Here is a 14,603-nt window from a genome sequence, read left to right as displayed (position 1 = left end):
TTAGGGTGAGGGGGTTACGCCTCAGGCAGTTCCGCCAGCGGCCAGCGCGGACGCACGGACACGCTCAGGTCGGACGTTGCCCCCGCATTCAGGCGCACCATACCGGCGTAGGCGATCATCGCCCCGTTATCTGTACAGAATTCCGGACGCGCGTAGAACACTTCCCCGCGACGCTTTTGCATCATCTCCGCAAGCTTCGCGCGCAGCGTGCGGTTGGCGCTGACGCCGCCCGCCATCACCAGACGCTTGAAGCCGGTCTGATCCAGCGCACGCTTGCACTTGATCATCAGCGTATCCACTACCGCATCTTCGAACGCGCGGGCGATATCGGCGCGGGTCTGGTCGCTGTCGTCGTTATTGCGGATAGTATTCGCCGCGAAGGTTTTCAGCCCGGAGAAGCTGAAGTCCAGCCCCGGACGGTCGGTCATCGGGCGCGGGAAGACAAAGCGCCCTTCCGTTCCCTGCGACGCCATTTTAGAGAGCATCGGGCCGCCAGGGTAGTCCAGGCCCAGCAGCTTGGCGGTTTTATCGAAGGCTTCACCGGCGGCGTCATCGATCGACTCGCCCAGCAGCTCGTACTTGCCAATACCCGTTACGCTAATCAGCTGGGTATGCCCACCGGAGACCAGCAGCGCCACGAACGGGAACTCAGGCGGATTCTCTTCTAGCATCGGTGCCAGAAGATGCCCTTCCATGTGGTGAACCGGAATGGCGGGAACGTCCCACGCGAAGGCCAGCGAACGCCCCACCGTTGCGCCGACCAGCAGCGCGCCGACCAGGCCCGGACCGGCGGTATAGGCTACGGCGTCAATATCGGTTGAGCTTAATCCGGCCTCTTTCAGCGCCGCCTGAATCAGGGGCACCGTTTTACGCACGTGGTCACGAGAGGCCAGTTCAGGTACGACGCCGCCGTAGTCAGCGTGCAATTTCACCTGACTATACAGCTGGTTGGCCAGAAGCCCTTTTTCGTCGTCGTAAATGGCGATGCCGGTTTCATCGCAGGATGTTTCAATACCCAGTACACGCATGACTTGTTTTACCTCGTTTCAATACCGCGCAGTGTAGAGCCTGGGCGGGTTGATGTAAAACTTTGTTCGCCCCAGGAAGAAGGCTCGTGTATACTCCTCACCCTTATTAAAGTCCCTTTCAAAATCGCATCGGTGCTTTACAAAGCAGCAGCATTTGCAGTAAAATTCCGCACCATTTTGAAATAAGCTGGCGTTGATGCCAGCGGCAAACCGAATTTATTAAAGGTGAGAGTTACATGCCGGTAATTAAAGTACGTGAAAACGAGCCGTTCGACGTAGCACTGCGTCGCTTCAAACGTTCATGCGAGAAAGCAGGTGTTCTGGCTGAAGTTCGTCGTCGTGAGTTTTATGAAAAACCAACGACCGAACGTAAGCGCGCTAAAGCTTCCGCTGTGAAACGTCACGCGAAGAAACTGGCTCGCGAAAACGCACGCCGTACTCGTCTGTACTAATCTGTTGAGGGCCAACGCCCTCAATTGACAGACAGAGTAGTAGTCGTAAGGCCGTGCTTCCGGAAGGAATGCGCGGCTTGTTTTCGTTTATAAGTCGCTTAAATTTTTGGGGCATATGGCCGGAAGAATCCCACGCGTTTTCATCAATGACCTGCTCGCCAGAACCGACATCGTCGATCTCATCGACGCGCGGGTAAAGCTGAAAAAGCAGGGCAAGAACTACCATGCGTGCTGTCCGTTCCATAACGAAAAAACCCCCTCCTTCACCGTAAACGGTGAAAAGCAGTTTTACCATTGCTTCGGCTGTGGCGCACACGGTAATGCCGTCGATTTTTTAATGAACTACGACAAGCTCGAGTTCGTTGAAACCGTCGAAGAACTGGCGGCGATGCATAATCTTGAAGTGCCGTATGAAGCAGGCAGTGGGCCAAGTCAGATCGAGCGCCATCAGCGGCAAACGCTGTATCAACTGATGGATGGCCTGAATTCGTTTTACCAACAGTCTCTTAAGCACTCTGCGGCTGAGCCTGCGCGTCAGTATCTGAACAAGCGCGGACTGAGCGACGATGTGATTGCGCGTTTCGCTATTGGTTACGCCCCGCCCGGCTGGGACAACGTGTTAAAGCGTTTTGGCGGCAATAGCGAAGATCGTAAATCCCTCATCGACGCAGGCATGCTGGTCACTAACGACCAGGGACGAAGCTACGACCGCTTCCGTGAACGGGTGATGTTCCCGATCCGCGACAAGCGTGGCCGGGTAATTGGTTTTGGTGGTCGCGTATTGGGTGATGCCCTGCCGAAATACCTAAACTCTCCGGAAACCGATATTTTCCATAAGGGCCGCCAGTTGTACGGTCTTTATGAGGCGCAGCAGGACAATGCGGAACCTCCGCGTCTGCTGGTCGTCGAAGGCTATATGGACGTCGTTGCGCTGGCGCAGTACGACATTAACTACGCGGTTGCGTCGTTAGGTACGTCCACCACTGCCGATCATATTCAACTGCTGTTCAGGGTGACCAACAACGTCATCTGCTGTTACGACGGTGACCGAGCCGGACGCGACGCCGCCTGGCGAGCGCTGGAAACCGCGCTGCCGTATATGACCGACGGACGTCAGCTACGCTTTATGTTCCTGCCCGACGGTGAAGACCCGGATACGCTGGTGCGTAAAGAGGGCAAAGCGGCATTCGAAGCGCGGATGGAGCAGGCACAGCCGCTCTCGACGTTTCTGTTTAACAGCCTGATGCCGCAGGTGGATTTGAGTACCCCTGACGGGCGCGCGCAGCTCAGTACCCTGGCGCTGCCGTTAATCAGCCAGGTGCCCGGCGAAACGCTGCGCATCTACCTGCGTCAGGAGTTAGGCAACAAGCTCGGTATCCTGGATGACAGCCAGCTTGAACGTTTAATGCCTAAACAGGCTGAAAACGGCACGGTTCGCCCCGCGCCTCAGCTAAAACGCACAACCATGCGTATACTGATAGGGTTACTGGTGCAAAACCCCGAACTTGCTCCGCAAGTGCCGTCGCTGGCGGGTTTGAACCACGAAAAGTTGCCCGGACTTGGCTTATTTTCAGAACTGGTCAACACTTGTTTGTCTCAGCCAGGTCTGACCACCGGACAACTTTTAGAGCATTATCGCGGCACAAAAGAGGCCGCTACCCTTGAAAAACTGTCGATGTGGGACGATATAGCAGATAAGGAAATTGCAGAAAAAACGTTCACCGACTCGCTCAACCATATGTTTGATTCGATGCTTGAGTTGCGCCAGGAAGAGTTGATAGCTCGCGAGCGCACCCATGGCTTAAGCAGCGAAGAACGCCGGGAGCTCTGGATGATTAACCAGGAACTGGCGAAGAAATAAAAAAATTTAACGGCTTAAGTGCCGAATATCGATCGGGAAGCCCCCGGCAGCCGCACTGAGAGGCAGCGGCAAAAATATAAGTACGCCCTCGCTTTAAAGGTTGGCAGCACCATCGCCGACACCAATCAAACGAATTAAGTGTGGATACCGTCTTATGGAGCAAAACCCGCAGTCACAGCTGAAACTTCTTGTCCAACGCGGTAAGGAGCAAGGCTATCTGACCTATGCCGAGGTCAATGACCATCTGCCGGAAGATATCGTCGATTCAGACCAGATCGAAGACATCATCCAAATGATCAATGACATGGGCATTCAGGTGATGGAAGAAGCACCGGATGCCGATGATCTGTTGCTGGCTGAAACCTCCAACAACACTGACGAAGATGCGGAAGAAGCTGCTGCACAGGTCCTGTCCAGCGTGGAATCTGAAATCGGGCGTACCACTGACCCGGTCCGCATGTACATGCGCGAAATGGGTACCGTTGAACTGTTGACCCGCGAAGGCGAAATTGACATCGCAAAACGCATCGAAGACGGGATCAACCAGGTTCAGTGCTCTGTTGCCGAATACCCGGAAGCGATTACCTATCTGCTGGAGCAGTACGATCGCGTTGAAGCGGAAGAAGCGCGCCTGTCTGACCTGATCACCGGTTTTGTCGACCCGAACGCTGAAGAAGATATGGCGCCTACCGCCACTCACGTCGGTTCTGAGCTGTCTCAGGAAGAGATGGATGACGACGAAGATGAAGATGAGGAAGAAGACGACGATAGCGCGGACGATGACAACAGCATCGACCCGGAACTGGCGCGCGAGAAGTTTGCCGAGCTGCGTACCCAGTACGAAGTAACGCGTGACACCATCAAAGCGAAAGGCCGCAGCCATGCCGCCGCTCAGGAAGAGATCCTGAAGCTGTCTGAAGTGTTCAAACAGTTCCGCCTGGTGCCAAAACAGTTCGACTACCTGGTAAACAGCATGCGCGTGATGATGGATCGCGTACGCACCCAGGAACGCATCATCATGAAGCTGTGCGTTGAGCAGTGCAAAATGCCGAAGAAGAACTTCATCACCCTCTTCACCGGCAACGAAACCAGCGAAACCTGGTTCAACGCGGCTATCGCGATGAACAAGCCGTGGTCTGAAAAACTGCACGACGTGAAGGACGATGTCTATCGCGGTCTGCAGAAGCTACAGCAAATTGAAGAAGAGACCGGCCTGACCATCGAGCAGGTCAAAGACATCAACCGTCGCATGTCCATCGGTGAAGCGAAAGCCCGCCGTGCGAAGAAAGAGATGGTTGAGGCGAACTTGCGTCTGGTTATCTCTATCGCCAAGAAATACACCAACCGCGGTCTGCAGTTCCTGGATCTGATTCAGGAAGGCAACATCGGTCTGATGAAAGCGGTAGATAAGTTTGAATACCGTCGTGGTTACAAGTTCTCCACCTACGCAACCTGGTGGATCCGTCAGGCTATCACCCGCTCTATCGCGGACCAGGCACGCACCATCCGTATTCCGGTTCATATGATTGAGACCATCAACAAGCTCAACCGTATCTCCCGCCAGATGCTGCAGGAGATGGGCCGCGAGCCGACGCCGGAAGAGCTGGCCGAGCGCATGCTGATGCCGGAAGACAAGATCCGTAAAGTGCTGAAGATCGCCAAAGAGCCAATCTCCATGGAAACACCAATCGGTGACGATGAAGATTCGCATCTGGGGGATTTCATCGAGGATACCACCCTCGAGCTGCCGCTGGACTCGGCAACTACCGAGAGCCTGCGTGCCGCCACGCACGACGTTCTGGCTGGACTGACCGCCCGTGAAGCAAAAGTGCTGCGTATGCGTTTCGGTATCGACATGAATACCGACCACACGCTGGAAGAAGTGGGTAAACAGTTCGACGTGACCCGCGAACGTATCCGTCAGATCGAAGCGAAGGCGCTGCGTAAGCTGCGTCATCCAAGCCGCTCTGAAGTGCTGCGTAGCTTCCTGGACGACTAATCCTGGTAAACAGCAAAAAGCTCCCAATCGGGAGCTTTTTTTGTTTATTCCCTCTCCCCGTGGGAGAGGGCCAGGGTGAGGGCATCAGGCCGCAAAGGAGCTAAAGCCCCCGCACCATCAGCGCCTCATCCAGCTCCCTGTAGGCCTCCACCAGCTTATCCAGCGTCGCTCTGTTGAGCCCGCTAGGATTCGGCAACACCCACACCTGCGTAACGCCGATGGTGATGTTCTGCTTACCCCACTTAGCCCCGCGCTGGCTAAACGCCTGCTCGTAGGCCTGCTTACCGAGGATCGCCAGCGCGGCGGGCTGATAGTCTTCAATCTTCTTTACCAGTTCCCGCCCGCCGCTGCGCAGCTCATGCAGGTTGACCTCGCTTGCCTGTACCGTCGGCCTCTCGACCAACATGGTAATTCCGCAGCCCGTGTCCAGCAGGTGCTGCTCCTCTTCCGGCTTGAGTAACCTGTCGGTAAACCCGGCCTGATAGATCACCTTCCAGAAGCGATTGCCCGGATGGGCGAAGTGAAAGCCTGTGTGCGCCGAGGACTTTCCTGGATTGATTCCGCAAAACACCACCCGCAGGCCTGGGGCCAGAATGTCGTTGATCATCTTTACTCCCGCTGATACGTCGTAATGGAAGTATAAAGGATTGATAATGCGTTGTTTATAAAAACAGCAGGCAGGTGTGAATGGCTGGATTGCTGCGGGGAGTTACTTTATAATTCACCGCCACGGCCCCTTAGCTCAGTGGTTAGAGCAGGCGACTCATAATCGCTTGGTCGCTGGTTCAAGTCCAGCAGGGGCCACCAAATTTTAGTTTTAGAATCATATGATTAAGCCACTCTAGCGAGTGGCTTTTTTGTTGGCTGAATAACGGGTACCATCTTGTTGTCCCCTGAGTTTTCCCCCAAGCATTCGCCAGGCTGTATCCCTCCTTTGATTTTGCTGCCCCCTATGCAAGCACATACGGAATCAATCACACGTAGCCCGGCCTGCAGCTCACCCTCACAAACTGCAAATCTAAAGAAATCCCCCATCGCGCCGATCATCATCCGTGTGTATTATTTCCTGTAGCTTTTACAACAACTACCCTTAACTCAAATACTTAAGCGCCAAAGCGAAAGGCATCATGAGCACACCGATCAAACGGCTAGAAATCATTAAAAATGCCATTGAACTGGAAGATGACGACATCATCCAGAGCCAGCTGACACGCCTGAAAAATGAAGCGTTTGACGATGAGCTACAGGCAATCGTCGTGGCGCTTGAGGAAAAGAACTATACCTCGGCCATGGCGGCCATAACCGCCTGGCTGCAGGGCCAACGCGCCGTGACCCAGTGGCGTGACCCACAGGTAGCCGCCAGCAAGCTGGAGCTGAAGGCGCTGGAAGAGCGTCTGCGCGATCTGATTGACCGCCGCAACGCGCGCGTGCAGCAGCTTGATGAGTTCAACGATCTCTATTTCTCCCGCCTCGGACCGCTGATGCAGCAGATCCTCGCCCTGCGTAAAACGCTGGCGGAGCTGAACCTGCGTCGTCAGCAGGCGGAGGCACGTCGTCGCGAGGAGGATTACCGCCGCTGTCAGCGCTATATGGCGCAGGCGGTGGAGGTGCTGGCGACGCTTACCCAGCGCTGGCGCGATCTCCCGGCTGACTCCGTCCAGGCCGCTCAGGCGCGTAAGCATCTGGAGCAGCAAAGCAATCTGATTGCCAACCTGCTGGCCGAAGCGCTCGAACTGGAAAGCGGCTTAACGCGCGAAGAAGAGCCCGCGCGTCAGGCGCGCGACGAGGCCAACGAAGAGTACGAGAAGTATCGCGAACAGCATCACGATGCCGAAGTGCGGCTGCGCAAGGGCAAACATCTCTCGGAAGAAGATCAGAACGAACTCAAGCGCCTCTGGCGGCAGGCGAGCAAGCTCTGCCATCCGGATTTAGTCGCAGACGATCTGAAAGAGGAAGCCAACGCGATGATGGTGCAGCTCAACCAGGCCAAACAGCGCGGCGACGTCAAAACCATTCGCTCGCTGGTGGCCCGCCTGCAGCAGGGGTTCGAGCCATTGATGGCGAGCGACAGGCTGAACGATCTGGAGCGTATCCGCAAAAAAATGGCGCAGGTCCGCGAGCAAATCGACACCTTAGTGAACGAGCTGGCGGAGCTGGAAAAAGAGGAGTCCTGGCTGCTGGTATCGTCGCTGAGCAATATGGAAGCGTACTTTGCTCAGCAGGAGAAAGCGCTAAAAGAGGTATGCGCCTCGCTCGAACACCAGGTTAACGAAGCGCAGATGGATTCGGCAGCCTGATTATTTAGCGTGCCAGTATGCGCTGGCACGCACCAGATGCTGGTCAATCGCGTTGGTTTCAAACTGGCGGCTCAGGCTTTTTACCACCTTCCCTTCTCCGGTCAGCCAGATAAAGTAATCCTCCGCCGGCACGGCCAGCGCCGCCAGACGGTCAGCCACTGCCTGCTCGCTGTGGCCCACCACCCAGGTGATGTCGAACTCGCTCAGGTGCGCCAGATAGTCCTTATAAGATTCGTCACCTACGGTCACCACCGCGTGAATCTCCGGACAAACCGGCAGTTTAGCAATGCTCTCTAAACGTCGACGCAGCGCCGGCATGCCGGACTCGTCGCACACGTACAGCTGCCAGGCGTAATCCTCCGGCACTACCAGCGAACCGCGCGGGCCGCCGATCGTCAACCTGTCGCCCACCTTCGCCTCGACTGCCCAGCCGCTGGCAATCCCGCCGTCATGAATGAAGAAATCGAGCGCCAGTTCATGATTTGCCTCATCGTACAGCGGCGTATAGTCGCGCGCCTGTGGACGTACGCCGTCGCCCCAGTCGATGCCTTCATCGGTGACCTTCGGCGGGACAAACGTGGTGCCAGGTGCAGGGAAAAAGACTTTGGTGTGGTCGTCGAAGCCGCGGGAGCTAAAGCCCTCCAGCGCCTCGCCGCCTAAAACAATGCGCTGAAAGCCTGCGCTAATGCGCTCAACGCGGCGCACCGTCAGCTCGCGAAAGCGCAGGTCATTACGCACGCGCTGTGGGTAACGGGTAGATGCCATTTTTAGCCTCTTCTCTGGTGAATACGATATATCGGAATTGATTTTTAAATGATAATGATTACTAATCAGTAAAAAAGCAAGATTTTTTAGATTGCATCTGAATATATCTTAGATATAGTTTAGATATATCAAATTAAGAGACATATCATGCGACATGAACACGACGGCGGCGGACGCCGACCGCGCTTTTTCGGCCACGGCGACCTGCGACTGGTGATTCTGGATATCCTGACCCGCAGCGCCAGCCACGGCTATGAGCTGATCAAAGAGATCGAGAACCTGACCCAGGGGCACTACACGCCGAGCCCCGGTGTGATCTACCCGACGCTGGATTATCTGCAGGATCAAACCTTTATCACCATTACGGAAGAAGAGAGCGGTCGTAAGAAGATTGCGATTACCGCTGAAGGACAACGCTGGCTGGACGAAAACGGGGAACAGCTGGAACAGATCCAGGTGCGTATTAAGGCGCGCAGCGTCGGCTTTGAGCTGCGCAAAAACCCGCAGATGAAGCGGGCGCTGGATAACTTTAAAGCGGTGTTAGACCTGAAGGTAAATCAGGGAGAGCTCAGCGACGCGCAGCTCAAGCAGATTATCGGCATAATCGACCGCGCGGCGCTGGAGATCTCCCAGCTGGATTAAGCCGGCGCGTGCTCGCTCACTCGGAATACGCGTACCAACTCTTTCAGGTGCATCGCCTGCTCGTTAAGGGATGCCGCCGCCGCGACGGACTCCTCCACCAGCGCAGAGTTCTGCTGGGTGGTGGCATCAATCAGGCCAATCGCGCTGTTGATCTGCGAGATCCCCTCCGTCTGCTCGTGGCTGGCCTGGCGGATCTCGCGCAGGATCGTGTCCATCTCCTCCACGTTGCCGACCATGCCGTTGATCAACGCGCTCGCTTTTTCCACCAGATTCATCCCGTCCTGGGTCTGGCTGGTGGAGGTCTCTATCAGCTCGCGAATTTCACTGGCAGACGACGCGCTCTTCTGGGCAAGCTGGCGCACTTCCCCCGCAACCACCGCGAAGCCGCGACCGTGTTCACCGGCACGGGCGGCTTCCACCGCTGCGTTGAGCGCCAGAATGTTGGTCTGGAATGCAATGGCGTCGATCAGGTCGATAATGTCGGACATCCGGTTCGACGTCTCGTTAATCAGGCGCATTTTGCTGGTCACCTGCTTCATCATCTCCCCGTTGTTTTTGACCACCGTAGCGGCATCTGCCGAGAGATTAGTCGCTTCCCCGGTGTGCGAGGCGGTGTTTTTCACCGTCGCGGTGATCTGCTCCATCGAGGCGGCGGTCTGTTCAACGGAACTTGCCTGCTCCTCGGTGCGCGCGGCAAGATCCTGGTTACCAGCGACAATCTGCGCGGCTGCGCTGGAGATATTCTCCGAGCCTGTTTGCACCTGCTGCACAATATCCAGAAGGCGGTTTTTCATCTCCATCAGCGCGTGCAGCAATAGGCCCGTTTCGTCTTTGCCGTGCGGCGTGATGCTGCCCGTCAGGTCGCCCTCTGAAATGGCATTGGCAAAATTCACCGCCTCGCCGAGTGGGCGGGTAATAGCGCGCACGATAAACCAGCCAATCAGGCTGCCAGCGGCGACGCTAAAGAGGGTGATCAGGATCAGCAGCAGTCGGCTGGACCTGAAGTCTCCTTCCACCTGCGCCCCCGCGCTCTGCATCTCATGGTTCTGAATCGCAATCAGCTCCTGCACTTTAGCTTTATAGGCCTGCTGCACGGTGAGGGTATGGGTCATCATCTCCTGGATAGCACCCGCACGGTCATTATTCTGCACCGCCTGCAAAATGCGATAGCGCGAGTCCAGATACTGCTGACGAACGTCGCGGATCTCGGCAAGGACCTGCTGCGATTTCGGGTCCTGCAACACCGTATTCAGCTCGCCCAAAATCACCGTGATATGCTCGCTGATCTCTTTAAGATGCTGCTGCGACTGTGCCGTGTACGTTCCCTGTTCATCCAGCAGCATGAGCTGCTGAGTGCTAATAAATTCCTGGAAGTTGTCGATTAACTGGTTCGCTTTTACCGTGGTGGGATAATCATGGGTAATGATGGATTGCATCCCGTTGTTAGCCCGGTTCAGGCTCAGTAAGGACATACTGGCGCTGATCACCATCAGGACAATAAAGAATCCAAACGCCAGAAATAATTTCGTGCCGATCTTTACGTCATGTAAGAACATATTTACTCCATCGATGTGATTATTTCTCAGACGATCGCTGTTATCGGTAACGAATCCGCTAACTTTATGACTTTGATCGTTTTTTTATTTCATAACCATCACAATGGATAGGTAGAGTCTATTAATTCCGCCCCATCGATCGTTACCAGACCACCAGAACAGGGTTTTGCAAAATAGCATCGGGGAAAACTGACTTAGGCAGGGATAAATAACTGAGACAATTTCTTTAGTTATTTAATATCTCATTAACAATAAAAAACATTAATAGTCACAACCCAAAATAAAAAAGCCGTTTATTCCTTACGGTATAAACGACTTTTCCGGAACATTACTGGCTCAATGGAGCACCGTCACCGCATCCTTAAGACGCCCGGCGCGGTGTTTCACCATGGCAGAGATGTGCGCGCTCTCCTCGACCAGGTCGGCATTTTTTTGCGTAATGCTGTCCAGTTCCGCCACCGCGCGGGTTAGCTCTGACAACCCGGTCGCCTGTTCGGACGTCGAGTGGCTGATCTGCGCGATGAGCTGCGTGACGTTTTTCACCTGCTCGACAATGTCATCCATCGTGCGGCCTGCGGCGTGCACCTGCTCGGAGCCGGACTGTACCCTGCTGGCGCTGGCATCAATCAGCTTGCGGATATCGTTAGCCGCATTCGCGCTGCGGCTGGCAAGGTGGCGAACTTCCCCCGCGACCACGGCAAAGCCCTTCCCCTGCTCGCCGGCTCTTGCCGCTTCAACAGCCGCATTCAGCGCCAGGATATTAGTCTGGAAAGCGATGTCGTTAATCAGGGAGGTAATCGAGCCGATGCGCTGCGTGCTATCGGCGATGTCATCCATCGTTTTCACCACGGTCTGCATCGCGTTGCCGCCTTTCGTCGCCGCGCTGCTCGCGGCGACGGAGAGTTTGTCCACTTCGGCGGCGGTTTCTGAGTTGCTCTGAACGGAAGCGGCCATCTGGTTCATCGTTGCGACGGTCTGCTGCACGTTCGCCACGGTCTGACGCGTACGATCGTTCAGCGCTTCGTTCCCCTGCGCCAGCCTGTCGCTGCCGTCACGGACGCTCATCACCTGGCTTGAGACGTCATTGATGAGCCAGCGGCACATCAGCCCCAGCTGTCCTACCGCGCGCAGGGTCAGCCCCAGCTCGTCGCTGCGGTTCAGATGCTGCACGCTGTTGCGCTCGCCTGTCGCCACCTTCAGCGCCTGATGCGCGACGTTTTCGATCGGGCGGACAATTTGCTGCTCAAACAGCAGCGTTCCCAACAGCGTTATCACGGCGGCCGCGGCGAGCGGCACCCAGCCTGCGGAGGTGGTCACCAGGGTAGCGGCAAGCGCGGCAAAGAGCGCCGCCATCACGCTGCGTACGCGCCAGCGTAGCGGCATGGAAGGAAGTTTACCCAACCAGCCCTTACGCACCACCAGTCCTTTTTGGATGCGTTTTTTACAGCTCCCGTTATTCAGCGCCCGGTAGAGCGGCTCTACGGCAGCGATCTCTTCCTCCGTGGCTTTGGTGCGGATCGACATATACCCCGTCACCTGCCCATTCCGCACCATCGGTACCGCATTCGCGCGCACCCAGTAATGATCGCCATTTTTACGCCGGTTTTTGACAATGCCGCTCCACGGCTCACCCTGCTGCAGGGTGTACCACATATCGGCAAACGCCGCTTTTGGCATGTCGGGATGGCGCACCAGATTGTGCGGCTGGCCCATCAGCTCATCAAGCTGATAGCCGCTCACCTGCACAAAGGTGTCGTTTGCATGGGTCATATAGCTGTGGACGTCGGTGGTCGACATTAAGGTGGTGTCATCGTCCAGAGGATAATTATTCTGGGTGACACAGGAAGGAGAAGACATGACGGGCATTCCTTGCAGGTTATTCGAATGTTAATTTTGTGGTTTATTATTTTTTCGGCGGTAAACAATTTATCTTTAGTTGTTAAACTTGATGGAGATCGCAGATTTCACTTAAACCGCACTTTTTGTGAGATTTTATAATTCATTGATTCCAAATACTTTCGTAAAGAAATTACCTATAAAGCATGACCTGTTAACGCCCACTTAAGCCGCAAGCCATGCACTCCTTTAGTGCAATTGCCTTTTTGTGCACCTGAGAATGCGGGTTGCCCTGTCCCCCTAAATCCCGTTTCGATTGCTCCGGCATGATTAAATATTGCGCAACATAATTTTAACCTGGCGTTTATCCCGATTTTCGTTAAGTCATCTGAAGTGGCGTAATCCCTGCAATACTTAACTCAGTATCATGTGATACGCGATCCCCGGGAGCATATTTTGAACAGGTTACCTTCCAGCGCCTCGGCTCTTGCCTGTACCGCGCACGCACTGAATCTCATTGAGAAGCGAACGCTCGATCATGAGGAGATGAAACAACTTAACCGAGAGGTCATTGATTACTTTAAAGAGCATGTGAATCCTGGTTTTCTGGAGTATCGCAAATCTGTTACCGCCGGCGGGGATTACGGAGCCGTAGAGTGGCAAGCGGGAAGTCTCAACACGCTTGTCGACACCCAGGGACAGGAATTTATAGATTGCCTGGGTGGTTTCGGTATCTTTAACGTGGGGCACCGTAATCCAGTAGTGGTTTCCGCCGTACAGAATCAACTTGCGAAACAACCTCTCCATAGTCAGGAACTGCTCGACCCGCTTCGCGCCATGCTCGCGAAAACGCTGGCGGCCTTAACGCCCGGCAAGCTGAAATACAGCTTCTTCAGCAACAGCGGCACCGAGTCGGTCGAGGCGGCGATCAAGCTCGCCAAGGCGTACCAGTCGCCACGCGGGAAATTCACCTTTATCGCCACCAGCGGCGCGTTCCACGGGAAATCCCTGGGGGCACTGTCTGCGACCGCCAAATCCACCTTCCGCAAACCGTTTATGCCGCTGCTGCCGGGCTTCCGCCACGTGCCGTTCGGCGACATTAACGCCATGCGCACCGTGCTGAGCGAATGCCGTAAAACCGGTGACGACGTGGCGGCGGTGATCCTTGAGCCGATTCAGGGTGAAGGCGGCGTGATTTTGCCTCCACAGGGCTACCTGCCCGCCGTGCGTCAGCTGTGCGATGAGTTTGGCGCGCTGATGATCCTCGACGAAGTGCAGACCGGGATGGGGCGCACCGGCAGGATGTTTGCCTGCGAGCACGAGAACGTTCAGCCGGACATACTGTGTCTTGCGAAGGCGCTCGGCGGCGGCGTGATGCCGATTGGTGCAACGGTTGCCACCGAGGAGGTGTTCTCGGTGCTGTTCGACAATCCGTTCCTGCACACCACCACCTTTGGCGGTAACCCGCTGGCCTGTGCGGCGGCGCTGGCCACCATCAACGTGCTGCTGGAGCAAAACCTGCCTGCGCAGGCGGAGCAGAAAGGCGACATGCTGCTGGACGGCTTCCGCCAGCTGGGGCGTGAGTATCCGGATCTGGTGCAGGAGGCGCGCGGCAAAGGGATGCTGATGGCAATCGAGTTTGTCGACAATGAAATCGGCTACAGCTTCGCGAGCGAGATGTTCCGCCAGCGGGTGCTGGTAGCCGGCACGCTCAACAACTCGAAAACCATCCGCATTGAGCCACCGCTGACGCTGACCATAGAGCAGTGTGAGCAGGTGCTGAAGGCGGCGCGCAAGGCGCTGGCAGCGCTGCGGGTAAGAGTAGAAGAAGTATGATTTAATCCCTCCTCTTATGGAGGAGGGAGTTATATCCACTCTAATTTCATTTCAATTTGTAATTAAACATGGCATATTGAAAATCACTCTTACATTGCCCTAAAGAACAATTCCCGTTTTAAATTAATATTTAATTTTAATAAAAGGATAGCGTTCAATAACAATGCAGAAATATCACTCTCGGCGATTGCACCTTACTGAATCAGGCTAAATAGCGCATCAAACATACCCTCCCATTCTAAAAACTAATAAATTTTTAATTAAAACCCATTTAAGAATTTCTAAGCAAAAATCAACCAGCAATAGATTGATATAATATGTCTCGCCTCAT

At 55.1% G+C, this 14,603-nt stretch carries 11 protein-coding genes and 1 tRNA gene; 7 read left to right on the top strand and 5 right to left on the bottom strand.

Annotated features, from left to right (window positions below; translation table 11 throughout):
• Window positions 1-14 precede the first annotated feature (14 nt).
• Window positions 15-1,028, bottom strand: coding sequence for a tRNA (adenosine(37)-N6)-threonylcarbamoyltransferase complex transferase subunit TsaD (gene tsaD / locus IM313_RS03730; protein ID WP_028014471.1), 1,014 nt, complete (start codon window positions 1,026-1,028; stop codon window positions 15-17).
• 236 nt (window positions 1,029-1,264) lie between these two features.
• On the opposite strand from tsaD, the gene rpsU reads away from it, so the two are divergent.
• From rpsU to rpoD, 3 genes are all read left to right on the top strand, one after another.
• Window positions 1,265-1,480 (top strand): 30S ribosomal protein S21, encoded by a 216-nt coding sequence (gene rpsU / locus IM313_RS03725; protein WP_001144069.1) that lies wholly within the window; start codon window positions 1,265-1,267, stop codon window positions 1,478-1,480.
• A gap of 115 nt (window positions 1,481-1,595) precedes the next feature.
• Window positions 1,596-3,341, top strand: coding sequence for a DNA primase (gene dnaG / locus IM313_RS03720; RefSeq protein ID WP_028014472.1), 1,746 nt, complete (start codon window positions 1,596-1,598; stop codon window positions 3,339-3,341).
• 154 nt (window positions 3,342-3,495) lie between these two features.
• Complete coding sequence (gene rpoD / locus IM313_RS03715; RefSeq protein WP_028014473.1) at window positions 3,496-5,340, top strand: RNA polymerase sigma factor RpoD; 1,845 nt, start codon at window positions 3,496-3,498, stop codon at window positions 5,338-5,340.
• A gap of 100 nt (window positions 5,341-5,440) precedes the next feature.
• On the opposite strand, the gene mug is transcribed toward rpoD, so the two are convergent.
• A complete protein-coding gene (gene mug / locus IM313_RS03710; protein WP_048998545.1) occupies window positions 5,441-5,947 on the bottom strand; it encodes a G/U mismatch-specific DNA glycosylase in 507 nt (168 codons plus the stop codon).
• 124 nt (window positions 5,948-6,071) lie between these two features.
• Between mug and IM313_RS03705 the strand changes: the two genes are divergently transcribed.
• Window positions 6,072-6,147, top strand: a tRNA-Ile gene (locus IM313_RS03705).
• A 320-nt stretch (window positions 6,148-6,467) separates the two neighbouring features.
• Window positions 6,468-7,637, top strand: a complete 1,170-nt coding sequence (locus IM313_RS03700) for a DNA repair protein (protein WP_041908017.1) — start codon at window positions 6,468-6,470, stop codon at window positions 7,635-7,637.
• Here IM313_RS03700 and IM313_RS03695 read toward each other — a convergent pair whose 3' ends face one another.
• Complete coding sequence (locus IM313_RS03695; RefSeq protein WP_192971908.1) at window positions 7,638-8,402, bottom strand: siderophore-interacting protein; 765 nt, start codon at window positions 8,400-8,402, stop codon at window positions 7,638-7,640. It lies immediately after the preceding gene.
• A 147-nt stretch (window positions 8,403-8,549) separates the two neighbouring features.
• Here IM313_RS03695 and IM313_RS03690 point away from each other — a divergent pair, with 147 nt between their 5' ends.
• Entirely contained in the window at window positions 8,550-9,044 is a 495-nt protein-coding gene (locus IM313_RS03690) for a PadR family transcriptional regulator (RefSeq protein ID WP_192971909.1), read from the top strand.
• Here IM313_RS03690 and IM313_RS03685 read toward each other — a convergent pair.
• Window positions 9,041-10,600, bottom strand: a complete 1,560-nt coding sequence (locus IM313_RS03685) for a methyl-accepting chemotaxis protein (RefSeq protein WP_192971910.1) — start codon at window positions 10,598-10,600, stop codon at window positions 9,041-9,043. The two genes, IM313_RS03690 and IM313_RS03685, sit on opposite strands and share 4 nt — an antisense overlap.
• Before the next feature lie 336 nt (window positions 10,601-10,936).
• Window positions 10,937-12,457 carry a PAS domain-containing methyl-accepting chemotaxis protein gene (locus IM313_RS03680; protein ID WP_063943009.1) on the bottom strand — a complete coding sequence of 507 codons (1,521 nt, stop codon included), beginning with the start codon at window positions 12,455-12,457 and terminating at the stop codon, window positions 10,937-10,939.
• Window positions 12,458-12,892: 435 nt separating this feature from the next.
• On the opposite strand from IM313_RS03680, the gene ygjG reads away from it, so the two are divergent.
• Complete coding sequence (ygjG, locus tag IM313_RS03675; RefSeq protein WP_049000022.1) at window positions 12,893-14,272, top strand: putrescine aminotransferase; 1,380 nt, start codon at window positions 12,893-12,895, stop codon at window positions 14,270-14,272.
• Window positions 14,273-14,603 lie beyond the last annotated feature (331 nt).

Source organism: Enterobacter cloacae complex sp. P2B, from assembly GCF_014895985.1.
Taxonomy (GTDB): Bacteria; Pseudomonadota; Gammaproteobacteria; order Enterobacterales; family Enterobacteriaceae; genus Enterobacter; species Enterobacter bugandensis.
Note: the sequence above shows the minus strand (reverse complement) of the source record. Positions and strands in the feature narration are given on the sequence as shown.

What these genes read in the sequence shown, in the direction of transcription:
- tsaD (WP_028014471.1), bottom strand. Translation starts at nt 1,028, where the DNA reads ATGCGTGTACTGGGTATTGAAACATCCTGCGATGAAACCGGCATCGCC.
- rpsU (WP_001144069.1), top strand. Translation starts at nt 1,265, where the DNA reads ATGCCGGTAATTAAAGTACGTGAAAACGAGCCGTTCGACGTAGCACTG.
- dnaG (WP_028014472.1), top strand. Translation starts at nt 1,596, where the DNA reads ATGGCCGGAAGAATCCCACGCGTTTTCATCAATGACCTGCTCGCCAGA.
- rpoD (WP_028014473.1), top strand. Translation starts at nt 3,496, where the DNA reads ATGGAGCAAAACCCGCAGTCACAGCTGAAACTTCTTGTCCAACGCGGT.
- mug (WP_048998545.1), bottom strand. Translation starts at nt 5,947, where the DNA reads ATGATCAACGACATTCTGGCCCCAGGCCTGCGGGTGGTGTTTTGCGGA.
- IM313_RS03700 (WP_041908017.1), top strand. Translation starts at nt 6,468, where the DNA reads ATGAGCACACCGATCAAACGGCTAGAAATCATTAAAAATGCCATTGAA.
- IM313_RS03695 (WP_192971908.1), bottom strand. Translation starts at nt 8,402, where the DNA reads ATGGCATCTACCCGTTACCCACAGCGCGTGCGTAATGACCTGCGCTTT.
- IM313_RS03690 (WP_192971909.1), top strand. Translation starts at nt 8,550, where the DNA reads ATGCGACATGAACACGACGGCGGCGGACGCCGACCGCGCTTTTTCGGC.
- IM313_RS03685 (WP_192971910.1), bottom strand. Translation starts at nt 10,600, where the DNA reads ATGTTCTTACATGACGTAAAGATCGGCACGAAATTATTTCTGGCGTTT.
- IM313_RS03680 (WP_063943009.1), bottom strand. Translation starts at nt 12,457, where the DNA reads ATGTCTTCTCCTTCCTGTGTCACCCAGAATAATTATCCTCTGGACGAT.